This is a genomic window from Pseudomonas sp. NFPP07 (assembly GCF_900115645.1).
GTDB lineage: Bacteria > Pseudomonadota > Gammaproteobacteria > Pseudomonadales > Pseudomonadaceae > Aquipseudomonas > Aquipseudomonas chlororaphis.
In genome coordinates this window covers 258,255-283,037 of sequence record NZ_FOXG01000006.1, presented here as the reverse complement: position 1 = coordinate 283,037, position 24,783 = coordinate 258,255, and the positions used below count along the sequence as shown (strand labels likewise).

20 protein-coding genes are annotated in these 24,783 nt (G+C 63.6%); 4 read left to right on the top strand and 16 right to left on the bottom strand.

Annotated elements, in window-relative coordinates; translation table 11 throughout:
* From tatB to BM019_RS17190, 4 genes are all read left to right on the top strand, one after another.
* Window positions 1-441: a Sec-independent protein translocase protein TatB gene (tatB, locus tag BM019_RS17205; protein ID WP_009041805.1), complete on the top strand. Its 441-nt coding sequence runs from the start codon at window positions 1-3 to the stop codon at window positions 439-441.
* Window positions 438-1,232, top strand: coding sequence for a twin-arginine translocase subunit TatC (gene tatC, locus BM019_RS17200; protein WP_053259344.1), 795 nt, complete (start codon window positions 438-440; stop codon window positions 1,230-1,232). The genes tatB and tatC overlap by 4 nt, the downstream gene beginning before the upstream one ends.
* The gene (locus tag BM019_RS17195) at window positions 1,229-1,936 is read left to right on the top strand and encodes a 16S rRNA (uracil(1498)-N(3))-methyltransferase (protein WP_009041803.1); all 708 of its coding nucleotides are present in this window, start codon (window positions 1,229-1,231) and stop codon (window positions 1,934-1,936) included. Before tatC ends, BM019_RS17195 begins: the two co-directional genes overlap by 4 nt.
* Before the next feature lie 154 nt (window positions 1,937-2,090).
* Entirely contained in the window at window positions 2,091-4,007 is a 1,917-nt protein-coding gene (locus BM019_RS17190) for a methyl-accepting chemotaxis protein (protein WP_092419000.1), read from the top strand.
* Window positions 4,008-4,193: 186 nt separating this feature from the next.
* Here BM019_RS17190 and BM019_RS17185 read toward each other — a convergent pair whose 3' ends face one another.
* From BM019_RS17185 to BM019_RS17110, 16 genes are all read right to left on the bottom strand, one after another.
* A complete protein-coding gene (locus BM019_RS17185) occupies window positions 4,194-4,928 on the bottom strand; it encodes an amino acid ABC transporter ATP-binding protein (RefSeq protein ID WP_085533503.1) in 735 nt (244 codons plus the stop codon).
* On the bottom strand, window positions 4,921-5,883 hold the full coding sequence (locus BM019_RS17180; RefSeq protein WP_092418998.1) for an amino acid ABC transporter permease: 963 nt from the start codon (window positions 5,881-5,883) through the stop codon (window positions 4,921-4,923). Before BM019_RS17180 ends, BM019_RS17185 begins: the two co-directional genes overlap by 8 nt.
* 150 nt (window positions 5,884-6,033) lie before the next feature.
* Window positions 6,034-6,831 carry a transporter substrate-binding domain-containing protein gene (locus tag BM019_RS17175; protein ID WP_009041799.1) on the bottom strand — a complete coding sequence of 266 codons (798 nt, stop codon included), beginning with the start codon at window positions 6,829-6,831 and terminating at the stop codon, window positions 6,034-6,036.
* Window positions 6,832-7,186: 355 nt separating this feature from the next.
* Window positions 7,187-9,757, bottom strand: coding sequence for a glucans biosynthesis glucosyltransferase MdoH (gene mdoH / locus BM019_RS17170; RefSeq protein WP_092418996.1), 2,571 nt, complete (start codon window positions 9,755-9,757; stop codon window positions 7,187-7,189).
* The gene (locus BM019_RS17165; RefSeq protein WP_085533787.1) at window positions 9,750-11,543 is read right to left on the bottom strand and encodes a glucan biosynthesis protein G; all 1,794 of its coding nucleotides are present in this window, start codon (window positions 11,541-11,543) and stop codon (window positions 9,750-9,752) included. The genes mdoH and BM019_RS17165 overlap by 8 nt, the downstream gene beginning before the upstream one ends.
* A gap of 277 nt (window positions 11,544-11,820) precedes the next feature.
* The gene (dtd, locus tag BM019_RS17160) at window positions 11,821-12,258 is read right to left on the bottom strand and encodes a D-aminoacyl-tRNA deacylase (protein ID WP_007925900.1); all 438 of its coding nucleotides are present in this window, start codon (window positions 12,256-12,258) and stop codon (window positions 11,821-11,823) included.
* A complete protein-coding gene (pip, locus tag BM019_RS17155; protein WP_007925901.1) occupies window positions 12,255-13,226 on the bottom strand; it encodes a prolyl aminopeptidase in 972 nt (323 codons plus the stop codon). The genes dtd and pip overlap by 4 nt, the downstream gene beginning before the upstream one ends.
* Window positions 13,227-13,508: 282 nt before the next feature.
* Window positions 13,509-14,312 carry an N-formylglutamate deformylase gene (gene hutG, locus BM019_RS17150; protein ID WP_062823920.1) on the bottom strand — a complete coding sequence of 268 codons (804 nt, stop codon included), beginning with the start codon at window positions 14,310-14,312 and terminating at the stop codon, window positions 13,509-13,511.
* Window positions 14,313-14,322: 10 nt separating this feature from the next.
* Entirely contained in the window at window positions 14,323-15,528 is a 1,206-nt protein-coding gene (gene hutI, locus BM019_RS17145) for an imidazolonepropionase (protein ID WP_085533497.1), read from the bottom strand.
* A 16-nt stretch (window positions 15,529-15,544) separates the two neighbouring features.
* The gene (locus BM019_RS17140; protein ID WP_062823922.1) at window positions 15,545-16,954 is read right to left on the bottom strand and encodes an amino acid permease; all 1,410 of its coding nucleotides are present in this window, start codon (window positions 16,952-16,954) and stop codon (window positions 15,545-15,547) included.
* A gap of 151 nt (window positions 16,955-17,105) precedes the next feature.
* Window positions 17,106-18,644: a histidine ammonia-lyase gene (gene hutH, locus BM019_RS17135; protein ID WP_092418994.1), complete on the bottom strand. Its 1,539-nt coding sequence runs from the start codon at window positions 18,642-18,644 to the stop codon at window positions 17,106-17,108.
* Between the two features lie 152 nt (window positions 18,645-18,796).
* Window positions 18,797-20,320 (bottom strand): histidine ammonia-lyase, encoded by a 1,524-nt coding sequence (hutH, locus tag BM019_RS17130; RefSeq protein ID WP_092418992.1) that lies wholly within the window; start codon window positions 20,318-20,320, stop codon window positions 18,797-18,799.
* Between the two features lie 135 nt (window positions 20,321-20,455).
* Window positions 20,456-21,286: a quaternary amine ABC transporter ATP-binding protein gene (locus BM019_RS17125; protein ID WP_007925912.1), complete on the bottom strand. Its 831-nt coding sequence runs from the start codon at window positions 21,284-21,286 to the stop codon at window positions 20,456-20,458.
* Complete coding sequence (locus BM019_RS17120) at window positions 21,283-22,134, bottom strand: ABC transporter permease (RefSeq protein ID WP_009046564.1); 852 nt, start codon at window positions 22,132-22,134, stop codon at window positions 21,283-21,285. The genes BM019_RS17125 and BM019_RS17120 overlap by 4 nt, the downstream gene beginning before the upstream one ends.
* 71 nt (window positions 22,135-22,205) lie before the next feature.
* Window positions 22,206-23,174, bottom strand: coding sequence for an ABC transporter substrate-binding protein (locus BM019_RS17115; RefSeq protein WP_007925914.1), 969 nt, complete (start codon window positions 23,172-23,174; stop codon window positions 22,206-22,208).
* Window positions 23,175-23,248: 74 nt separating this feature from the next.
* Window positions 23,249-24,712, bottom strand: coding sequence for a purine-cytosine permease family protein (locus tag BM019_RS17110; RefSeq protein ID WP_092418990.1), 1,464 nt, complete (start codon window positions 24,710-24,712; stop codon window positions 23,249-23,251).
* Window positions 24,713-24,783 lie beyond the last annotated feature (71 nt).

Genomic DNA, 24,783 nt, shown 5'->3' with positions numbered 1-24,783 from the left:
ATGTTTGGTATCAGCTTCTCTGAACTGCTGCTCGTCGGCCTGGTGGCCCTGCTGGTGCTCGGCCCCGAGCGTCTGCCGGGCGCCGCGCGCACGGCAGGCCTGTGGATCGGCCGCTTGAAGCGCAGCTTCAATGCGATCAAGCAGGAAGTTGAACGGGAAATCGGTGCCGATGAAATTCGTCGGCAACTGCACAACGAACACATTCTGTCGCTGGAACAGGAAGCGCGGAAGATCCTCAATCCGACCCAGCAACAGCCGACACCGGTCGAGCCCGTGGCCGAGCAGAGCATTCATGCGCCCGCCGCGGCGCCTGAAGCGCCAGCCAGCGCGACCACGGCGAGCCCCACTGCCGCAACTGCACCGGCCGAACCGGCTGCGCCCGTGACAACGCCTGTCACGCCAGCCCCCCACGACCCTACTTTGCCGCCGCGAGCCCCATGAGCGATATTCCGGAAAACGACCAACATATGCCGCTGGTGTCGCACCTCACCGAGTTGCGCACCCGGTTGCTGCGCTGCGTGGCGGCGATCTTCCTGATCTTCGGCGGGCTGTTCGCCTTCACCCAGCAGATCTACACCATCGTCTCCACGCCGCTGCGCCAGTACCTGCCGGCGGGCGCAACGATGATCGCCACCGACGTGGCGTCGCCGTTCCTGACCCCGCTCAAGCTGACAATGATGGTCTCGCTGTTTCTGGCGATCCCGGTGATCCTGCACCAGATCTGGGGTTTCATCGCCCCCGGCCTGTACAAGCATGAAAAGCGCATCGCCGTACCGCTGCTGGTCTCCAGCATCCTGTTGTTCTACATCGGCATGGCCTTCGCCTACTTCCTGGTGTTCCCGCTGATCTTCAAGTTCTTCGCCGCGGCCACCCCGGCCGGCGTGGAAATGATGACCGACATCACCAGCTACCTCGATTTCGTCATGACCCTGTTCTTCGCCTTCGGCGTGGCGTTCGAGATCCCGGTGGCGGTGGTGCTGCTGGTGTGGATCGGCGTGGTCAACGTCGCCTACCTGAAGAAGATCCGCCCGTACGTGATCATCGGCTGCTTCGTGGTCGGCATGATCCTGACCCCGCCGGACATTTTCTCCCAGACCTTGCTGGCGGTACCGATGTGGCTGCTGTTCGAGATCGGCATCCTGTTCGGCAGCCTGATCAGCAAGCGCGGCGACCATCCGGACGACCAGCCGGCTGAAGATCACAACGACCAGCCGCCAGCGACCCAAGCGTGAACCTGCTGCTTCTTGAAGAGGCCGACTTCATCGCGGCCGACCGGGTGATCCTGCGCGATCGCCGCCTGACCCACATGCAGGAAGTCCATCGGGCCGCGGTGGGCGACAGCCTGCGGGTCGGCCGTATCGGCGGCCTGATGGGCTCGGCCGAACTGCTGCGCCTGGAGCCCGGGGAAGCCGAACTGCGAGTCAGCCTCGACCAGCCGCCGCCGACCAAGCTGCCCCTGACCCTGGTGCTGGCCCTGCCCCGTCCGAAAATGCTCCGCCGGGTGCTGCAAACCGTCGCCGCCATGGGTGTGCCCCGGCTGGTGCTGGTGAACAGCTACCGGGTCGAGAAAAGCTTCTGGCAAACGCCTTTCCTCGAACCCGAGGCGATTCGCGAGCAACTGATTCTTGGCCTGGAACAGGCCCGCGACAGCGTGCTGCCGGAAGTGGTCATCGAAAAACGCTTCAAACCTTTCGTCGAAGACCGTCTGCCAGCGCTGGTCGAAGGTACCCTCGGCCTGGTCGGCCATCCCGGCCAGTACCCGGCCTGCCCTCGCGGCCTGGATGAGCCAGTGACCCTGGCCATCGGCCCGGAAGGCGGCTGGATCCCCTACGAAATCGACCTGCTGGGCAAGTCCGGCCTGCAACCGGTGCAGCTCGGCGAACGCATCCTGCGGGTCGAAACCGCCGTCACCGCCCTGCTCGCCCGCCTCTTCTGATTAGCCCCCACTCCCGTAGGAGTGAGGCTGGCCCGCGATAGCGATGCGCCTGACACGGCGCCATCGCGGGCAAGCCTCGCTCTGCTTCAGATTTATCTGATCAAGCCGATAGCCTGGGTACAAAACCTATTAATCGCCCAAGGGAGTTCGCGGCATGTACCGTTGGTTAGCCCAGAGTCTGGGAAATGTGAGCGTCAACCTCAAACTCGGCGTTGGCTTCGGCCTGGTGCTGCTACTGACCCTGCTGATCACCGCGACCGGCTGGCTGGGCCTGGGCAATGTGATCGAGCGCGGCGACAAGCTGGGCTACATCTCCACCCTCAACGAGCTGACCAAGGACCTGCGCATCGCGCGCCTGGACTATGAAATGCGCCGTGGCGAGCAGGGGCCGGGGGCCGTCAGCGAGCTGCTGAACAAACTCGACGAAGGCTTGCAACGCGCACGCAAGATGCTGGAAATGCCTGAAAGCATCGCCATGATCGACCAACAGATCGCCGCCGTCAGCGAGTACAAGCTGGCCTTCGCCGACATGACCCGCGCCACCGCCAGCCGTGAAGCCGCCCGCGCCAAACTGGGCGCCACCGCCGATAACGCCGTGGCCCGGGTGGCCGAAGTGGAGAAATCCATGCTGCAGGGCGACAGCGTGGCGCAGTTCAATAGCGTCATCGACCTGAGCAAGCTGATCCAGCAGGCGCGTTTCCAGGTCCGCGGCTACACCTACAGCGGCAAGGCCGAGGCCGAACAGCCGGCGCTGGACGCCATCGACAATGCCCTGAACAACCTCGCCAGCCTGCCGGCCAAGCTGCCGGAACAGCACCTGGCCAACCTGCAACAGGCCACCGACGCCCTGAAAGGCTATCGCTCGGCGGTCAGCGACTTCCGCGACTCCCAGGTGGCCAGCGCCGCCGCCCTCAAACGCATGGCGGCCCAGGGCGACCGCCTGATGGACGTCAGCAAGCAACTGACCGCCGCGCAAACTCACAAACGCGACAGCGACACCGCCCAGGCCAGAAGCACCCTGGCCATCGTCACCGCGCTGGCCCTGTTGTTCGGCCTGGTCGCCGCCTGGAGCATCACCCGGCAGATCGTCATCCCGCTGCGCCAGACCCTCAAGGTGGTCGAGCGTGTCGCCTCGGGCGATCTCAGCGAGAACCTGCAGGTCGAGCGGCGCGACGAACTCGGCCAGCTGCAACGGGCCATGCAACGCATGACCCTGAGCCTGCGCGAGCTGATCGGCGGCATCAGCGATGGTGTCACCCAGATTGCCAGCGCCGCCGAGCAGCTGTCGGCGGTGACCGAACAGACCAGCGCCGGGGTCAACAGCCAGAAAGTCGAGACCGACCAGGTCGCCACCGCCATGAATGAAATGGCCGCCACGGTCCAGGAAGTCGCGCGCAACGCCGAAGAAGCCTCGGAAGCGGCGGTCGCTGCCGATCAGCAGGCCCGCGAAGGCGACAAGGTGGTTGGCGAGGCGATCGCACAGATCGAACGCCTGGCCGCCGAGGTTGGCAATTCCACCGCGGCCATGGGCCACCTGAAGCAGGAAAGCGACAAGATCGGCAGCGTGCTCGACGTGATCAAGTCGGTCGCCCAGCAGACCAACCTGCTGGCCCTCAACGCCGCCATCGAAGCCGCCCGCGCGGGCGAAGCCGGCCGCGGTTTCGCCGTGGTCGCCGACGAGGTACGCAGCCTGGCGCAGCGCACCCAGAAGTCCACCGAAGAGATCGAGGAACTGATCGTCGGCCTGCAGAACGGCACCCAGGAAGTGGCCAACATCATGGACAACAGCCGCAGCCTGACCGACAGCAGCGTCGAACTGACCCGCCGCGCCGGCGGCTCGCTGGAAAACATCACCCGCACCGTCTCGGCGATCCAGGCGATGAACCAGCAGATCGCCGCCGCGGCCGAACAGCAGAGCGCGGTGGCCGAGGAAATCAACAGAAGCGTGCTGAACGTGCGCGACGTGTCCGAGCAGACCTCGGCAGCCAGTGAAGAGACAGCGGCCTCCAGCGTCGAGCTGGCGCGCCTGGGGACCCATCTGCAGACCCTGGTCGGGCGCTTCCGGGTCTGAGCCAGGACGACGGCGATCCCTGTAGCCGCCGCCGAGCCCGCGAGGCTGCGATCGCCCTGAAGGGGCGCAGCGATCTCAAGGCCGTCAGATGTTCGGCCTGAGATCGGGAACCAAGGTCCTGCGGACCTTATCGCAGCCTTCGGCAGCGGCTACAGGGCGTATTGCCAAGCAGGGTATCGGGGTGGGTTACAGGACCTGACGCAAAAACGCCTGGGCCCGCGGGTCTTGGGGCGCATCGAAGAACGCCGCTGGCGAGGCGTCTTCCAGCAGTTTGCCGTGATCGAAAAACAGCACCCGATCCGCCACTTCCCGGGCGAAGCCCATTTCGTGGGTCACGCAGACCATGGTCATGCCTTCCAGGGCCAAGGTCTTCATCACGTCCAGCACTTCGCCGACCATTTCCGGGTCCAGCGCCGAAGTCGGCTCGTCGAACAGCATGACCTTGGGTTCCATGGCCAGCGCCCGGGCGATGGCCACGCGCTGCTGCTGGCCGCCGGAGAGGCGCGAGGGGAATTCGTTGGCCTTCTGCGCGATACCGACCTTCTCCAGCAACGCCAGGGCCTTGGCCTCGCGCTCCTGCTTGCCACGCTTGCGCACCACCTTCTGCGCCAGGCAGAGGTTTTCCAGCACGGTCATGTGCGGGAACAGGTTGAAGTGCTGGAACACCATGCCGACTTCGCGGCGATAGGCATTCACATCGGTCTTCGGATCGGCCAGTTGCAGGCCGTCGATGCTCACCGAACCGGAATCGAACTGCTCCAGGCCGTTGAGGCAACGCAGGAAGGTCGACTTGCCGGAACCGGACGGACCAATCACCACCAGCACTTCGCCCTTGGCCACGCGGGTGGTGACGTTATCCACCGCGCGGACCACCTGGCCCCGGGTGTCGAAGACTTTTACCAGATCGCGAACTTCAATCACTTTGCGCGAGCCTCCGCTCAAGCCGGCTGGCCATCTTCGACAGCGGCAGGTTGATCAACAGGTACAGGGCCGCCACGCAGAACAGGATCTCGAACGGCGAAAACGAGGTGGTGATGACTTCTCGTCCGCTCTTGAGCAGCTCGGTGATGGCGATCACCGACACCAGCGAGGTGTCTTTCACCAGGCTGATGAACTGCCCAGCCAGCGGCGGCAGCACACGCTTGAAGGCCTGTGGCAATACCACATGGCGCATCGACTGGCTGGCGTTCAGGCCCAGGGAACGGGCCGCTTCATTCTGGCCGCGGGCGATCGACTGCACGCCGGCGCGGACGATTTCCGCCACATAGGCACCGGTGAACAGCGACAGCGCGGCGATCCCGGCGAATTCGCGGGACAGGTTCAGCACCGTGCCGATGAAGAAATAGAAAATGAAGATCTGCACCAGCAGCGGCGTACCGCGCACCAGTTCGACGTAAATGGTCGACAGGTCGCGCAGGGTCGGGTTGTTCGACAGCCGGCAAAGCCCGGTCGCCAGGCCGATGAACAAGCCCAGCACCCCGGACACCACCGACAGCCACAAGGTGGTCCACAGGCCCAGCAGCAGCGGTCCGGCCGCCCAGTGACGGGTCACGCCGATCACATCGCCTTCGGCCACATCGTCGCCACGGGCGACTTGCAGGCTGTTCTCGTCGACCGTCAGCTGTTGCTCGTCGCCCGCGTCGTTGCGCAGCGTGACCTCGGCCTTGCCGCCTTTGCGTACCACTTCGCTGACGGTGGAGATGTCCGCCGCCCGCTGCGATTCCTCGGCCTGGTAGGCGAAATACTGCGGTACGCGGTTCCAGCGCCATTCGTAAGACATCAGCGAGGTGGCGTAGTACAACGCGCCGGCCAGGCCGATCAGCACCAGCACGGTCAGTACGTGCCAGGGCCATTGGGCTTTTTTATGTTTGATCACTTTGCAGGTTCCAGCCGTTTGCAGCGGGGAGGTTCGGTGTTGCCGATCAGGACCCCACCGCGAGCCGACTCGCCCCTACAGGGATTGCGTGAAATACGTAGGAGCGAGGCTTGCCCGCGAATGGGGCGACTCGGTCTGTCTGACCGAGTGTTATTCCATGTCCTTGAGCCACTCGGTGCTCTTGAACCACTTGTCATGGATGCGATCGTAGGTGCCGTCTTCGTGGATCTGGTGCAGGAAGTTGTTGATGAAGTTGAGGCTGTCGTAGTCACCCTTCTTCAGGCCGAACGCCAGGGGCTCGTAGGTGAACGGCTTGTCGAGGAACGTAAGCTTGCCGTTGCCGACCTTGCTCAGCGCCACCACGTTGTACGGAGCGTCGTAGATGAAGGCGTCGGCCTTGCCGTTGACCACGTCGAGCACAGCTTCCTGCTCGTTGTCGTAGCCGTGGTACTTGGCCTTGGCGATCAGCTTCCTGGCGACCATTTCGCCGGTGGTGCCCAGCTTGGAGGTGATGCGGTAGTCGGCGCTGTTCAGGTCTTTATAGGACTTGATGGTGCCTTCCAGCTCCTTGCGGATCAGCAGGGTCTGGCCGACCACGATGAAGGGTTCGCTGAAGTTCAGCCGCAGGTTGCGCTCCTGGGTCAGGGTCATGCCGCTGCCGATCATGTCGAACTTGTCGGTCAGCAGGGCCGGGATGATCCCGTCGTAGCCGGTGGAAACCAACTCCAGCTTAACGCCCATGGCCTTGGTCATGGCCTTGAGGATGTCGACCTCGAAACCGATGATCTCGCCGCGCTTGTTGGTCATCTCGAACGGCATGTAGGTCGGGTCCATGCCGACTTTCAGCGTGCCGCGCTTGACCGCATCATCGATGGCGCCAGCCTGGGCTGCATTGACCGCCACCATTGCCGTGACGCCGAGCAGCAGCATCGAGAGATACTTCTTCATCTTCAAGTCCCCTGAACCCATTTTATTGTGAGGCCAACCCGCGGCCGGTTTTCCCTTGGAAAACCGGCAGATACGGACACCATGGGCCCGCTCGCGGCAATTCGGGGTGCGATGCTAACTCACCCGCCTATTTGCACAAGGGCTTGACCAGGATTTGTTGTTACAGAGGGGACGACAATGTCCCTGTAGCCGCTGCCGCAGGCTGCGATAGGTCCGTAGGACCTCCTGCGATCCCAAGATCCTGCGTCCCCTTCGGTACGGAATGCCGCCCAATCGATCGCAGCCTGCGGCAGCGGCTACAAGAGCGGGCCCACAAACAACAACGCCCTTGAGAGTGCTCTCAAGGGCGTTGTCATCAGGCCGGTTGGGCGATTGTCGTTGGCGGTCGCAACGGCAACAACGGTGCATGAGGATCTTCATCCACCGATTGCCGCCAGGCGCTCAGCCAGTCGGCGTGGCCTTCGCTCCAGACCTGCTCGTGCAGGCGGGCCAGGGCCACCGGATCGCTCAACAGCGCCAGGCGCTCGCCGTTGTTCAGCGCCGCCGGCCCGACTTTCAGGGCATGCCGGACACGTTCGATACGCAGCCACTCGATCGGCTCGGCCTGGCCGTGCCGGGACGTCGCCAGGGCACAGGCCAGGGCGTTCTGCTGCGGATCGACCACTGCCCGGATGAAACCGTCGTTCAGCGCATGCCAACGGTTCTCATGGGTGTACTGATCGGTGGACAGCAGTTCCTGGGGCGGTGCGTATTCCTCGGGGATCAGGAACAGGCTTTCGTCACGGGACTTCAGGCCCAGGCCGACGCGGCTGGAAATCACCGACACCGGGATCGACAGCATCAGCGAACCGACGATCGGCACCAGCCACCAGAGGAAGCTCGGGTTCAGCCAGATCACCAGCAGCGCCCAGCAGAAGCCCAGCAGGGTCTGCGGACCATGGCGGCGCACCGCTTCGCTCCACGGCGTGGAGTCGTCGTCACGCTGTGGCGAGTTCCAGGTCGCGGCCCAACCCAGGAACGCGGCCAGCACGAAACGGGTGTGGAAGATCATCCGTACCGGCGCCAGCAGCATGGAGAACAGCATCTCCAGCAGCATCGACAGGGTCACTTTGAACTTGCCGCCGAACTCTTTCGCGCCCTTGGCCCAGATCAGGATGATGCTCAACAGCTTCGGCAGGAACAGCAGCACGATAGTGGTCGAGAACAGCGCGATCGCCTTGTCCGGATGCCATTGCGGCCACAGCGGATACAGCTGGCGCGGCTCCAGGAAGTACTGCGGCTCCATCAGCGTGTTGACCGCCAGCAGCGCCGTCGACAGCACCAGGAAGAAGAACCACAACGGCGCCGACAGGTAGGACATCACCCCGGTGAGGAACACCGCACGGTGCACCGGGTGCATGCCCTTGACCAGGAACAGGCGGAAGTTCATCAGGTTGCCGTGGCACCAGCGCCGGTCGCGCTTGAGCTCGTCCAGCAGGTTCGGCGGCAGCTCTTCATAGCTGCCCGGCAGATCGTAGGCAATCCACACGCCCCAGCCGGCGCGACGCATCAGCGCCGCTTCGACGAAGTCGTGGGACAGGATCGCACCGGCGAAGGCACCTTTACCGGGCAACGGCGCCAGGGCGCAGTGCTCGATGAACGGCTTCATGCGGATGATCGCGTTATGGCCCCAGTAGTGGGATTCGCCCAGCTGCCAGAAGTGCAGGCCGGCGGTGAACAGTGGGCCGTAGACGCGGGTGGCGAACTGCTGCATGCGCGCATACAGGGTGTCCATGCCCGAGGCTTTCGGCGCGGTCTGGATGATCCCGGCGTCCGGCGTGGCTTCCATCAGGCGCACCAGGCTGGTCAGGCATTCGCCGCTCATCACGCTGTCGGCGTCGAGCACCACCATGTACTTGTAGTCGCCACCCCAACGGCGGCAGAAGTCGTCGAGGTTACCGCTCTTACGCTTCACCCGACGGCGACGGCGGCGATAGAAGATCTTGCCGAAACCCTTGGTTTCGCGGCAGACGTCCAGCCAGGCCTGTTGCTCGGCCACGCAGATATCGGTCTCGTTACTGTCGCTGAGCACGAAGAAGTCGAAGCGGTCCAGGTCGCCAGTGGCCGCGACCGACTCGAAGGTCGCCCGCAAGCCGGCGAATACCCGCGGCACGTCTTCGTTGCAGATCGGCATGACCAGCGCGGTACGGGCATCCTTGGGGATCGGCTCGTTGCCGGCGCTTTTGCCGGAAATACGGTATTTGTCATGCCCGGTGAGCAGTTCGAGGAAGCCCATCAGCGCGGTCCAGAAACCGGCCGAGACCCAGCAGAACAGGATGCCGAACATGATCAGGATGCTGGTTTGCAAGGCGTACGGCAGTACCTGGGTGGCGGTCTGCATCAATGGCTGACGCGTGATTTCTTCCAGGTCGACGAACGACCAGCCCTGGTACGGCATGATGCCTTTCATGTACCAGCCGGCGACGATGGTCTGGCCAAGCATCAGCAGCAACAGGATGTAGCGACGGATCGAACCGACGGTACGCCAGCGGGCGGCCGGCAGCACGTTCTGATCTTTCGGTGGCTGCGGCGGATTGGTCCGACCGGTCAGGCGCCGCCAGCCACGCACCAGGATATTGGTGCGCCATGGCTCGGGAACGACCTTGGTCCGACGGATCGGCGGCGTGGCCTTGAGGCACACACGACCGCTGGCGTCGAGCGCCAGCATCTCGGCATCGATCAGTTCTTCGGCGGAACCCAGGGTCAGCCGGCGGCCCACCGAGGCCTGGGCGGCATCGGCGGGCGCGTCGAACGTCGAGGACGACAGGCGTTCGTGCAGTTCACTGAAGGACTTGCAGTCCGCGAGTTCCGCGCGCTGCTCATCGGTCATTGGCAGGTGCGCCAGATACTCGGCAAGAGTCTCTGGCTGTACTTGAGCGTTACTCATCGGCAGGCAACTGGTAGCTCCAGGTCTCGGTCAGGACTTGCTCGGTCGGGACAGATTCCGGTGTGGCTGGGGCCGCCTCGGCAGCAGCAGGCTGCTTGGCGTCTTTGTGGTTCTTGGCGTCCTTGGCCGGCTTGGCTTCGGCTTGCTTGGCATCCGCCTCTTTCTTCTCCTGCTGCTTGGCGGCGACTTTGTCGGCCTTGGCAATGGAGGCGCTGGAGGCTGGCGATACGGCCTTGGCCGGCTCGACAGGGGTGGCGTTCTTGACCAGGGCCGCGCGCATCTCGGTGGATTTGCTCGGGTCCTTGATCTTCATCCGCAGGGTCAGGCGCCAGCCCTTGGTTTCAGGGTTGTAGCGCACGCTGTTTTCCACCAGCTCGGCGTTGTCGCCGACGCTGACCTGGCTGCGCACCTCGGTGTCTTCCGGCAATGCCGCCAGGGATGGACCTTCGAAGTCCACCAGGTAAGCCACGCTGCCGTCCGGTTGGCGGATCAGGTTGGATTGCTTGACGTCACCGGTGGAGCGCAGGGTCTGCTCGACCCAGGAGCTGTCCGGCGAATGCAGGGAGGCTTCGTCCATGGTCCAGTGCAGGCGATAGGCGAAATCGAATGGCTGGCCTGGCTCAGGCTGCTTTTCCGGGCTCCAGAACGCCACGATGTTGTCGTTGGTTTCGTCCGCGGTCGGGATCTCTACCAGGTCGACGGTGCCTTTGCCCCAGTCGCCCTTCGGCTCGATCCAGGCGCTTGGGCGCTTGTCGTAGCGGTCGTCGAGGTCTTCGTAGTGGCTGAAGTCGCGGCCACGCTGCAGCAGACCGAAACCACGCGGGTTTTCCACCGAGAAGTTGCTCACGGCCAGGTGTTTCGGGTTGTTCAGCGGACGCCAGATCCACTCGCCGTTGCCGGCATGGATCGACAGGCCGCTGGAATCGTGCAGCTCGCGACGGTAGTTGAGGACTTTCGACGGCTGGTTGGCGCCGAACAGGAACATGCTGGTCAGCGGGGCGATGCCCAGCTTGCCGACCTTGTCACGCAGGAACATCCGGGCCTTGACGTCGACGATGGTGTCGCTGCCTGGACGCAGGGTCAGGCGATAGGCGCCGGTGGCGCGCGGCGAGTCCAGCAGGGCGAAGATCACCAGGTGCTTGTCGGTCGGCTTGGGTTGCTGGATCCAGAATTCGGTAAAGCGCGGGAATTCCTCACCGGACGGCAGCGCGGTGTCGATGGCCAAGCCACGGGCCGACAGGCCATAGACGTGCCCCTTGCCGACGACGCGGAAGTAGCTCGCGCCGAGCATGGTCATGATTTCGTCCTGCTTGTCCGCCTTGTTGATCGGGTACAGCACGCGAAAGCCTGCATAACCGAGCTGCTCGGTGGCCTTGGGATCGAACTTGAGGTCGCCGAAGTCGAAGCGAGTCGAGTCGTATTTGATCTCTTCGACGGTGTTCGCCGTGATTTCGTTGATTTTCACCGGTGTGTCGAAATGCATGCCCTGATGATAGAAGGACAGCTTGAATGGGGTTTTCTGCTTGGCCCACTCGGCCTTTTCAGGCAGGAAGCGGATTTTCTGATAGTCCGCGAACTTCATCTCACGAAATTCGTTCGGCAGGTTACTGCGCGGAGCCTCGTACTTCTGCCCGGCCAGATCCTTAGCCTTGGCCGATACATCATCCAGATTGAATGCCCAGAGTTGGCCGGCGCTAAGCAGGCAAAGCAGTGCAGAGCCCGTCACCAGTGCGTTTCGTAACCGTTTGGCAGACAATTTTGGTGCATTACAGGGACTAACAATCACGAGCAACCCTCGCCGAAAACAGATCAAAAAACCAACGGCCAGCTATCTATATGCCAGGTTGGCGAGCATTGTTCCGACTCCGATGGGGCTAAATGATTCCCCAAACGGTCCCGAACAAGTCTCTACCTAAGTCAAAAACGGACCAACGAACGCTGATCCCCGTAGCGCGCGATTATCTAGTAGCCCGCGTTACAACGCATCAGGGGCGACCAAGTATTTATCGCGAAAAACGCCTATTTTCGGCCGGTTCCGGCCGAAAAAGATGTTTCAAGCACTTTCAGGTCTGTAACAGGAAGGTTACCGGGCCATCATTGACCAGATGGACCTGCATATCCGCCCCGAAGCGCCCTGATGCTACTTTGCCATGCAACTGTTGCGCCTTGCATAGCAGATAATCAAAAAGTTCTTCGCCGAGGGCCGGCGGCGCCGCCGTGGAAAAGCTCGGGCGCAGGCCGTTCTTGGTGTCCGCGGCCAGGGTGAACTGCGAGACCAGCAGCAAACCGCCGTCCACATCGGCCAGGGACAGGTTCATCTTGCCCTCGGCATCACTGAATACCCGATAGTTAAGCAGCTTGTGCAGCAGTTTGTCGGCACTGGCCCGAGTGTCCTCGGGCTCCACCGCCACCAGCACCAGCAAACCCTGGTCCACCGCCCCGACGATTTCCCCCGCCACTTCGACTCGCGCGCCGCGCACGCGCTGCAACAGCCCCTTCATGCTTCTTCGGGCGGCAGGTCGAGCAGGCGCCGGGCCATCTGATCAGCGGCACGCACCAGCGCATCGGTGATGCCCGGTTCGGACGCAGCGTGACCGGCATCGCGGATCACCTGCAGCTCGCTGTTCGGCCAGGCCTGATGCAATTCCCAGGCATTGTCCAGCGGGCAGATCACGTCGTAGCGACCATGCACGATCACGCCCGGCAAGTGGGCGATCTTGCCCATGTCGCGAATCAGCTGGTTCGGCTCGAGGAACGCATGGTTGGTGAAGTAGTGGCATTCGATCCGGGCAATCGACAGCGCGCGCTGCGGCTCGGAGAAACGATCGACCACCAGCGGGTTCGGCCGCAGGGTCGCGGTCCGCCCTTCCCAGATCGACCAGGCCTTGGCCGCATGCATCTGGGCGATCTGGTCGTTACCGACGAGACGCTTGTGGAAGGCGCTGAGCAGGTCGTCGCGCTCGTCCAGCGGGATAGGCGCCACGTAGTCCTGCCAGTAATCGGGGAACAGACGGCTGGCGCCGGCCTGGTAGAACCATTCGATTTCCTGCGGACGGCACAGAAAGATCCCCCGCAGAATCAGACCATGAACACGCTCAGGATGGGTTTGCGCATAAGCCAGGGCCAGGGTCGAACCCCAGGAGCCGCCGAACACCACCCATTTTTCGATGCCCAGGTGCAGGCGGATCCGCTCGAGGTCGGCGACCAGGTCCCAGGTGGTGTTGTTTTCCAGGCTGGCGTGCGGGGTGGAGCGCCCGCAACCGCGCTGGTCGAAGGTGATGATGCGGTACAGGTTCGGATCGAAGTAACGGCGACTCTGGGCATCGCACCCGGCTCCCGGGCCACCGTGGATGAACACCACCGGCAAACCTTCCGGGGATCCGCTCTCATCGACATACAGTACATGGGGTTCGTCGACAGCCAGATCGTGCCGGGCATAGGGTTTGATCTGCGGGTACAAAGTCTGCATTGCGCGCTCCGTAAGGGGTCGAGGTCATCCCTGGGGGGACTTCAATTATTCTGCCGTCCGGCATCATAAACCCGAATTACGCAATGAGCATGTCCTTGGAGACATTAGGGTTGTTTGCGCGTTTTGCGTTGTCGTCGAAGGGCTTGCCGCGGACAGACTCGCTCCTGTAGCCGCTGCCGCAGGCTGCGATCGCTCCCGAAGGGAGCGCAAGGTCTGAAGGACGTCGAAGGCCTTCGGCCTTATCGCAGCCTGCGGCAGCGGCTACAGGGCTTCCTGTCGGCTTCAGCGCCCGTAACGCTTCTGCCCCCAGGCCAGCAGCCCTTGCAGCAGCTGCTTGAGCACCACCTGGGTCGGCGCCGCCAGATCGTCGCGGTAGCGGAACGGCTCGAACTCTTCCATGTAGGTGCTCTGCGCCAGCTCCAGCTGCACGGCATGGATGTTCTCGGCCGGGTTGCCGTAGTGCCGGGTGATATGGCCGCCCTTGAAACGACCGTTGAGCACATGGCTGTAGTCGGCATGGCGGGCGCAGATCGCTTCCAGCTGGCTGGCCAGTTCGGCATCACAGCTGGCGCCATTGAAGGTGCCCAGGTTGAAGTCCGGCAGCTTGCCTTCGAACAGATGCGGGATCAGCGAGCGGATCGAGTGTGCATCGAACAGCAAGGCATAGCCGAACTCGGCTTTCAACCGCGCCAGCTCCTGCTGCAAAGTGCCGTGATAAGGCGTCCAGACCTGCTCCAGGTAAGTCGCCCGCTCCTGCTTCGACGGCTCCAGCCCCTCACGGAACAGCGGCACGCCATCGAACAGCGTGGCCGGGTACAACCCGGTGGTGGCGCCGACATATAGAGGCTTGTCGTCGGATGGGCGATTGAGGTCGATGACGAAACGCGAATACTCGGCCGCCAGGGTGCTGGCGCCCAGCTCCTCGGCGAACGCGTAGAGCCGGGGAATGTGCCAGTCGGTATCCGGCAGGCTTTGCGCCTCGGGGATCAGCCCGGCCTCGACCGCGGGCGTCAGGCGCAGGCCGGCGTGGGGCATGCTGATCAGCAACGGCACCCGACCTTGTTTGAAGTTCAGAACCTTATCCACAACCCTTCTCCTATAAATCCACTTCAACGCCGTGGCGCACGACGCGTTTTTCCAGGTCGCCGCCCAGCCAGTAGGCCAGGTCGGCGGGACGATCGATCTGCCAGGCGACGAAGTCCGCCACCTTGCCGGCCTCCAGCGAACCGTGGGTCTGTTCCATGCCCAGCGCGGTGGCCGCATGCAGGGTCACGCCGGCCAGGGCTTCTTCCGGGGTCATACGGAAACAGGTGCAGGCCATGTTCAGCATCAGACGCAGGGACAGCGCCGGCGAAGTGCCGGGGTTGAGGTCGCTGGCCACGGCGATCTTCACCCCGTGCTTGCGCAGCGCGTCCATCGGCGGCAGCTGGGTTTCGCGCAGGAAATAGAACGCGCCCGGCAGCAGCACGGCGACGGTGCCGGCCTCGGCCATGGCGACGGCGTCCTCCTCGGTCATGAACTCCAGGTGGTCGGCCGACAGCGCGTGATAACGCGCCGCCAGGCTGGAGCCATGCAACGACGACAGCTGCTCGGCGTGCAGTTTCACCGGCAGGCCAAGCTTGTGCGCGGCGATGAACACCCGCTCCACCTGCTCCGGCGAGAACGCCAGGTATTCGCAGAACGCATCCACCGCGTCCACCAGGCCCTCGGCCGCCAGGGCCGGGAGCATTTCGTTGCAGATGTGCTCGATATAGTCGTCCGCACGCTCGGCGTATTCCGGCGGCAAGGCGTGGGCCGCCAGGCAGGTGCTGCGCACACTGACCGGCAGCTCGGCGCCCAGGCGCCGGATCACCCGCAGGATCTTGCGTTCGCTGGCCAGGTCCAGGCCGTAGCCGGACTTGATCTCGACGCTGGTCACGCCGTCGCGCAGCAGGCTTTTCAAGCGCTTGCGGGCGCTGTCGAACAGTTCGTCCTCGCTCGCCGCGCGGGTGGCCCGCACGGTGCTGGCGATACCGCCACCGGCGGCGGCGATTTCGGCGTAGCTCACCCCTTGCAGGCGTTGCTCGAATTCGCCGCTGCGGTTGCCGCCGAATACCGTGTGAGTGTGGCAGTCGATCAGGCCCGGGGTGACCCAGGCCCCCGCCAGGTCATGCAGCTCGGCATAGTTACCAGCCGGGACCTGGTCGCGCGGGCCGATCCACTCTATGAGCGCTCCTGACGTCACGATGGCGGCATCCTCGATGATCGAGTAAGCACCTTGCGCCATGCTTGCGACGTGACAGTGTTGCCAGAGAGTTTTCATCCGAGGACTCCGTTAATTATCGATGGGACAAAGAAGGGTCGCGGTGCACCTGGACCGCCTGACCGGCGGCCGGCTTGACCCACAACAGATAAGCGATCACCAGCAGCACGATCCACACCGCCCCCACCGCCAGCGCCGCCTGGGTTTGCGGGAAATAACCCAGCACACCGAAGACGAACAGCATGAACACGATGGCGGCTGCCGGCGCCCAGGGCCAGAACGGCACCGGGAATTTCAGTTGGGCAACCTGCTCGGCGCTCATCGAGCGACGCATGGCCACCTGGGTGACCAGGATCATCAGCCAGACCCAGACCGTGGCGAAAGTAGCGATCGAGGCAATCAACAGGAACACGTTTTCCGGAATCAGGTAGTTCAGCAGCACACCGCCCAGCAGCGCGGCGCCCATGACCACCACGGTCATCCACGGCACGCCGTGCTTCGACAGTTGGGCAAAGCCTTTGGGCGCCTGCCCTTGCTGGGCCAGGCCGTACATCATGCGTCCGGCGCCGAAGATGTCGCTGTTGATCGCCGACACCGCCGCCGAGATCACCACGATATTGAGGATGGTCGCCGCCGAGCCGATGCCCAGGTTGTCGAAGATCTGCACGAACGGGCTGCCCTGGCTGCCGATCTGCGGCCATGGATAGATGGCCATCAGCACGAACAGGGTCAGCACATAGAACAGCAGGATGCGCATCGGCACCGCGTTGATCGCCTTGGGGATGACCCGCTGCGGGTCCTTGGCTTCACCGGCGGTGATACCGATGATCTCGATGCCGCCAAAAGCGAACATCACCACCGCGAACGAAGCGATCAGGCCGCCAATGCCGTGGGGCATGAAGCCGCCGTGGGCCCAGAGGTTGGCCACCCCGGTGGCCTGCTCGCTGCTGGCCGAACCGATACCGAACAACATGATGCCGAAGCCGGCGAGGATCATCGCGACAATCGCGCCGACTTTCAGCAGCGACAGCCAGAACTCCATTTCGCCGAAGACCTTGACGTTACACAGGTTGAGGCCGCCGATCAGGAACACGATGCCGAGCACCCAGACCCAGCGCGCCACTTCCGGAAACCAGAAGCCCATATAGATGCCAAAAGCCGTGACGTCGGCCAGGCAGACGATGATCATTTCAAAGGCGTAGGTCCAACCGAGGATAAAGCCCGGCAGTGGTCCCAGGTAATTGCTGGCGTAGTGGCCAAACGAGCCGGACACCGGGTTGTGCACGGCCATCTCACCCAGCGCGCGCATCACCATGAACACCGCGGCGCCACCGATCAGGTAGGCCAGGAGGACCGCGGGACCGGCCATCTGGATGGCCGAGGCGGAACCATAGAACAGCCCGGTGCCGATCGCCGACCCCAGCGCCATGAAGCGAATATGTCGGGCGGACAGCCCGCGTTTCAATCCTTGAGCTTGCTGTTGCATTTCTCGTTCCTAATTATTTTTATCGGAGAAAACCCAAACCGTAGCCGCTGCCGAGGTACGAAGCTGCGATGGGCTGCGCAGCAGCCCCCGACGGCGGTCCTGCGGACCGCTTCGCAGCTTCGTACCTCAGCAGCGGCTACAGGCATGGTCGTTACAGGCTCGGCAGCAACTTGGCCGGCAGCAGCTCGTTCAGGCAACGGGATGCCAGCAGTTCGCTCGCGGCATTGATGTCCGGGGCGAAGAAGCGGTCCTTCTCGTAGAACGGCACTTTGCTACGCAGGGTGGCACGGGCCTTTTCCAGCTTGGTCGAGGTCTTCAGGCCGTCACGCAGGTCCAGGCCCTGGCAGGCCGCCAGCCATTCCACGGCGAGGATGCCACGGGTGTTTTCGGCCATTTCCCACAGGCGCTTGCCAGCGGCGGGCGCCATGGACACGTGGTCTTCCTGGTTGGCGGAAGTCGGCAGGCTGTCCACCGAGTGCGGATGGGCCAGCGCCTTGTTTTCGCTGGCCAGGGCCGCGGCGGTCACCTGGGCGATCATGAAGCCGGAGTTGACCCCGCCATTGGCCACCAGGAACGGCGGCAGCTGGGACATGTGCTTGTCCATCATCAGCGAGATACGGCGCTCGCTCAGGGAACCGATTTCGGCGATGGCCAGGGCCATGTTATCGGCGGCCATGGCCACCGGCTCGGCGTGGAAGTTGCCACCGGAGATCACATCGCCCTCGGCGGCGAACACCAGCGGGTTATCCGACACGGCGTTGGCTTCGACCACCAGCACCTCGGCGGCCTGGCGGAACTGGGTCAGGCAGGCGCCCATGACCTGTGGCTGGCAGCGCAGGGAGTACGGATCCTGCACCTTGTCGCAGTTCTGGTGCGACTTGGAGACTTCGCTGCTGTCGCCCAGCAGGTCGCGGTAAGCCGCGGCGGCATCGATCTGGCCTTTCTGGCCACGGGCGGCATGAATCCGCGCATCAAACGGCGAACGCGAGCCCAGCACCGCCTCGACGGTCAGGCCGCCGCAGGCCAGGGCACCGGCGAACAGGTCTTCGCCTTCGAACAGGCCACGCAGGGCAAACGCGGTGGAAACCTGGGTGCCGTTGAGCAGCGCCAGGCCTTCCTTGGCCGCCAGGGTCAGCGGCTTGAGGCCGGCCACGCTCAGGGCTTCGGTGGCGTCCAGCCATTGGCCTTTATAACGGGCCTTGCCTTCACCCAGCAGTACCAGGGACATATGGGCCAGCGGCGCGAGGTCGCCGGAAGCGCCCACCGACCCCTTGAGCGGGATATGCGGGTAGACCTCGGCGTTGACCAGGGCGATCAGCGCGTCGATCACCTGGCGGCGGATACCGGAGAAACCACGGCTCAGGCTGTTGACCTTGAGCACCATGATCAGGCGCACCAGGGCGTCGCTGATCGGCTCGCCGACACCGGCGGCATGGGACAGCACCAGGGAGCGCTGGAGGTTTTCCAGGTCTTCGCTGGCGATACGGGTCGACGCCAGCAGGCCGAAACCGGTGTTGATGCCGTAGGCGGTGCGGTTCTCGGCGAGGATCTGCTCGACACAGGCGACGCTGGCATCGATCTGTGCCGAGGCGCTGTTATCGAGGCTGAGGGTTACCGGCTGTTGGTAGACGGCACGCAATTGGGCCAGGGTCAGTTGGCCGGGAATCAGATTTAGCGCAGTCACATTCATGCTCCTTTTGAGAGTTTGTTATTAACTACCAGTCGCTCCGGAAGCTTCCGTTGTCCGTCGCAGCCCGCCGTTGGTGAGCGAGTGGCGCCTTGGCACGCTGGTTTTTCGTGGAAACCGTTGTCTTGGAAAATCCTGTACTTGCAGGGCGCGCTTCAGCGCACGCCCGGTAAAACCTCCTGCAGCAAGGCCGGAGCCTTGAGCAGCGCCGCCGCGCTGGCGATGTCCGGGGCCAGCCAGCGGTCCTGGTCATAGGCCGGAACCCGCTGACGCAACAACTTCCAGGCTGCCTCGGTGCCGGCACCGAAACGCTGCTCCTTGAGAAATTCGAAGGCCTGGGCCGCCAGCAGGTACTCGATGGCGAGGATCTGGGTGCAGTTTTCCAGCGCGCGGGAAAGCTTCAACGCGGCGTTGGTGCCCAGGCTCAGGTGGTCTTCCTGCAGGCCGGAGGTGACGTAGTTGTCGAGCACCGCCGGTTGCGCCAGCTGGCGGTTTTCCGCGCACAGCGAGGCAGCGACGTACTGGACGATCATCATCCCGGAGTTGACCCCGGGGTTGCTCACCAGAAACGCCGGCAAACCGCTGACATGAGGGCTGATCAGGCGGTCCAGGCGGCGCTCGGCGATCGAGCCGATCTCGGCCATGGCGATCGCCAGCAGGTCCGCCGCCAGTGCCACCGACTGGCCGTGGGGGTTGGCCTGGGACATCACCCGGTAGTTGTCCGCAGTGCCCAGCACCATCGGGTTATCGGTGACCGAGTTGAGCTCGGTTTCGACCTGCTGCGTCGCGTGCGCCAACTGATCGCGGGCGGCGCCGTGAACCTGCGGGATGGAACGGATGCTCAGGGCATCCTGGGTGCGGATGCCTTTGCTGGCGGAAATCACTTCGCTGCCGTCGAGCAAGGCGCGCAGGTTGATGCCGACCTGCTGCATGCCCGGGTGCGGCTTGAGCGCGATGATCTCGGCATCGAACGCGGCGATCTGCCCGCGCTGGGCCTCGAAGCTCATGGCGCCGATCACATCGGCCCATTGCAGCAGGCGCGTGGCATCGGCCAGGGCCAGGCAGCTCAGGCCGGTCATGCACGGCGTACCGTTGACCAGGCACAGACCGTCCTTGGCCCCCAGTTGCACCGGCTTCAGGCCTTCCGCCGCCAGCGCCTGCTCGGCCGACACGACCTGCCCGCGATAGCTGACCTGGCCGACACCGAGCAAGGCGATGCTGATATGGGCCATATGGGTCAGGTAACCCACCGACCCCTGGGACGGCACTTGTGGGGTGATGCCACGATTGAGCAGGGCCAGCAGCGCCTCGACCACCCGGCGATGCAGGCCGGACTTGCCGTGGCTGTAGTTGACGACAGCCGCGCAGATGATCGCCCGGGTCTGCTCGTCGGCCAGCGGCGCACCCACGCCACAGGCATGGCTGAGCAGGGTGTTGCGCGACAGCTGGCTGAGCTGTTCGTCCTGCAGCGAAACGTTGCACAGCGCGCCAAGACCGGTGTTGATGCCATAGGCGCGTTCGCCGCTGACGACGATGCGCTGGACGATGGCCTGGGCATTCTCGATGCGCGCCCAGGCCTGGGCCGACAGCTCAAGCTGTGCGCCATGCCGGGCCACGGCGACCACATCCTGCCAACGCAGCGGGGCGTCGGCGATAACGATTTTTTCAGCCTGCGACATGCCAGGACCCTCGAATACTTTATTGAGACCGCTTCGCGGTCTATCGCGAGCAAGCTCGCTCCTACAGGCCGTGAAAAATCTGTAGGAGCGAGCTTGCTCGCGATAAAAACCTACAGCCCCCCCACTCCCAAGCCTTTAAACCACCGCCGCGCGCCGCTGCACGAAACGGTCGACATACTCGTCCGCCGGCGAATGCAGGATCTCTTTCGGCGTGCCGACCTGGATCAGCCGGCCATCCTTGAGGATCGCGATGCGGTTGCCGATGCGCACGGCCTCGTCGAGGTCGTGGGTAATGAAGACGATGGTCTTGTGCAGGGTCTTTTGCAGCTCCAGCAGCTGGTCCTGCATCTCGGCGCGGATCAGCGGGTCGAGGGCGCTGAAGGCCTCGTCCATCAGGATGATGTCGGTGTCCGCCGCCAGGGCACGGGCCAGGCCGACGCGCTGGCGCATGCCGCCGGACAGCTGGTGCGGGTACTTGTTCTCGTAGCCCTTCAGGCCCACGGTGTTGATCCAGTGCAGCGCGCGCTCGGTGCAGACTTCCTTGCTCTCGCCCCGCACCTTGAGGCCGTAGGCGGTGTTTTCCAGCACGGTCTTGTGCGGCAGCAGGCCGAAGCTCTGGAACACCATGCTGATCTTGTGCCGGCGAAATTCGCGCAGGGCTTCCATGTCGTATTGCAGGATGTCCACGCCATCCACCAGGATCGCGCCGCTGGTCGGATCGATCAGGCGGTTGAAGTGGCGTACCAACGTCGACTTGCCGGAGCCGGACAGGCCCATGATCACGAAGATCTCGCCGGTGCCGATGCTCAGCGACAGGTCGTTGACCCCGACCACGCAACCGGTCTCGGCCAGCACCTGGTCCTTGGTCTTGTTCTGGCGAATCATGTTCAGCGCGTCGGCCGAACGGTTGCCGAAAATCTTGAAGACGTTCTTGACTTCGATCTTGCTCACGATTGCGTCGTTCATTTGCTCACCTCATGGCGTGGACGACCATAGGCTTGGGTAATACGGTCGATGACCACGGCCAGAATCACGATCGCCAGGCCGGCTTCCAGGCCACGGCCGACGTTGAGGGTCTGGATGCCTACCAGCACGTCTTCGCCCAGGCCACGGGCACCGATCATCGAGGCGATCACCACCATCGACAGGGCCATCATGGTGGTCTGGTTGATCCCGGCCATGATGCTCGGCAGGGCCAGCGGCAGTTGCACGCCGAACAGTTGCTGCCAGCGGTTGGCGCCGAAGGCGTTGATCGCCTCCATGACTTCGCCGTCGACCTGGCGAATGCCCAGGTCGGTCAGGCGGATCAGCGGCGGCGCGGCGTAGATCACGGTGGCGAAGATCGCCGGCACCTTGCCCAGGCCGAACAGCATCAGCACCGGGATCAGGTACACGAAGCTCGGCATGGTCTGCATGATGTCCAAGAGCGGCATCAGCACCGAACGCAGGCGATTGCTGCGCGCCGAGAGGATCCCCAGGGGAATGCCGATCAGCACCGAAATGAAGGTCGCCACCAGCATCAGTGCCAGGGTCTGCATCAGCTTGTCCCACAGGCCGACCGCACCCACCAGGAACAGCAGGCCGACGATCACCGCGGTGGTCACCAGCTTGCGGGTCGAATGCCAGGCGATGCCGCCGACGATCGCCAGCATCAGCCACCAGGGCGCCAGGCGCAGCAGGCCTTCGAGGTTGACGATGGCCCACAGCAGGGTGTCGGAGATGTGGCGGAACACATCGCCGTAGTTGGTCACCAGCGAATCGACCCAACCGTTGACCCAGTCGGCGATGGAAAAGGTGAAGCTTTCAGGAAACATAGAGAGGCTCTCGATCAAGTGGGTTGCGGCAAGGCTCCCGGCTGCGCTTCAGGCAGCCGGGAAGGCTCTACCTACAAGGCCGCGTCGATTTTCTTGGCTGCGTCGTCGCTCACCCATGCGTGCCAGACTTCAGGATGTTCCTTGAGGAAAATTTTCGCCAGCTTCGGCGATTCGATACGTTCCTTCGCCATGCGGCCCAGATTCTGGTTGAGCAGGTCGATCGGCAGGTTGACCTTTTCCAGCACGGCCACCAGCTCGGGCGCTTCCTCGTGGAAGGTCTTGGACAGGCCGACCTTGATGGTCACGCTCTTGTCCACGCCCGGTTTTTCTTCCAGCTTCACCAGGTCGACCTGGCCCATCAGCGGGGTTGGCGACCAGTAGTAGAACAGGATCGGTTCGCCACGCTTGTAGCTCGACAGCACCGCGGCATCCAGCGCCGGGCCGGTGCCTGGGCGGAAGTTGGTGTAGCTGCTTTCCAGGCCGTAGCTTTTCAGCATCTCGCTGTTGTCCAGCTCGCAGGTCCAGCCGGCCGGGCAGTTATAGAAACGGCCTTTGCTCGGCTCTTCCGGGTCCTTGAATACGCTGGCGTACTTGCCCAGGTCGGCGATGTTCTTCAGGTCCGGGGCCTTGGCTTCCAGCTTGCGCTTGGCATCGCCTTCGATCACGTAGCGCGGCACGTACCAGCCTTCGATGGCGCCCACCACCGGGGCGCCGACGCCGACCACCTTGCCGGCCTTCTCGGCCTTGTTCCAGACCTCGCTGCGACCGACCCATTCCTCGGCGAAAACCTGGATGTCATTGCTGCTCAGGGCGTTCTCCATGGTGATGGAGTTGCCTGGCAGGCTGTCGGTCTTGCAGCCGTAGCCTTTTTCCAGGACCACTTGCAGCACGTCGGTCAGCAACATGCCGCTTTCCCAGTTCAGGCCGGCGAATTTCACCGGTTTGCCGGACTCGCACCAGCCGGCCGCCTGGGTAGCGCCGGCGCTGGCCAGCAGGCCCATGGAAAGCAAAGTGGTCAGCAGGGTCTTATTCATTTTCATTGTGTGACGCTCCCAATCATTGAAATGGATTACGGCAGTCAAGAGGCATCCAGCCCGTCCACGTCCAATCAGGTCTAGACCGCGGTAGCGCGGCCTGCCCCACTCAGCTTTTGTTCTGTGATCGAGTCCTGCTCTACCGGCAGGATCAGGCGATCGGGTACGGCGCCATGCCATTTCTTCGCGCAGACGTAATACAGCGCCGCGGGAACCACCAGGCCGACGATCCAGGAGATATCCACGCCACCCAGGGTTTCCACCAGCGGGCCGGTGTAGAACTTGGTGGCGATGAACGGCAGCTGCACCAGCACACCGATCACATAGACGCTGATACCGAGGATGTTCCAGCGGCCATAGCGACCGTTCGGATCGGCCAGCGCCGGCACGTCATAGTGCTCGCGGGTAATGCAGTAGTAGTCCACCAGGTTGACCGCACTCCACGGGGTGAAGAAGGCCAGCAGGAAGAGGATGAAAGACTTGAACGCACCGAGAAACGAGTGCTGGCCGAGCAAGGCGATCAGGGTCGCGGTACCGACGATGACCAGCACGAACACCAGGCGTTGCAAGCGCGTCACCTCCAGGTGGCCACGGAAGCCACTGATGATGGTGGCGATGCACATGAAGCTGCCGTAGGAGTTCAGCGTCGAGATGGTGATCTTGCCGAAGGCGATGCTGAAGTACAGCAGCGCGGCGGTGGCACCGCTGCCGCCCAGGCCGACGATGTAGGCCACTTCGTGGCCGGCGAACTGCCCGTCGGCCATGGCCGCGGCGAACACGCCGAGCATCATCGCCACCTGCGCGCCGATCACCGAACCCGCGCCAGCGGCGAGGAAGGTTTTCACCGAAGAGGTCTTGCTCGGCAGGTAGCGCGAATAGTCGGCCACGTAGGGGCCGAAGGCGATCTGCCAGGACGCGGCGAGCGACACCGCGAGCAGGAAGCTGCTCCAGCTGAAGTGGCGGATTTCCAGGAGTGCGCCAACGTCGGTCTGGCTCATCAGGCGACTGAACAGATAAACGAAAGCGATCACGCCAATGACGCTGGCGGCGCGACCGATGAAATGGATCACCCGGTAGCCGAGCACCGTGACCAGCACAATGACGCTGGCGAAGATCAGGATGCCGACACTGTCGCTGACGCCGAACAGCTGGCCCAGCGCCTGGCCGGAAAGCACCGTGCCGGTGGCGGTGAAGCCCAGGTACATCAGGCAGACCAGGACGATCGGAATGGCCGCGCCATAGACGCCGAACTGAACCCGACTGGAGATCATCTGCGGCAGGCCGAGCTTGGGCCCTTGCGCCGCGTGCAACGCCATCACACCGCCGCCCAGCAGTTGCCCGATGAGCAAGCCGATCAGCGACCAGAACACATCACCGCCCAGCACCACCGCCAGAGCGCCAGTGACAATGGCCGTGATCTGCAGGTTAGCCCCCAACCACAGGGTGAACTGGCTGTAGAGCTTGCCGTGGCGTTCAGCCTCGGGGATGTAGTTGATCGAGCGCCGTTCGATCAGGGGTTTGGAGCTATCGCTGGCCGTGGACATCGTTATTGTTCTCCCGGGAGATTCTTGTCATGTCAAAGCACTGCTACATGGACCGAGCCGCCGCACTGCAG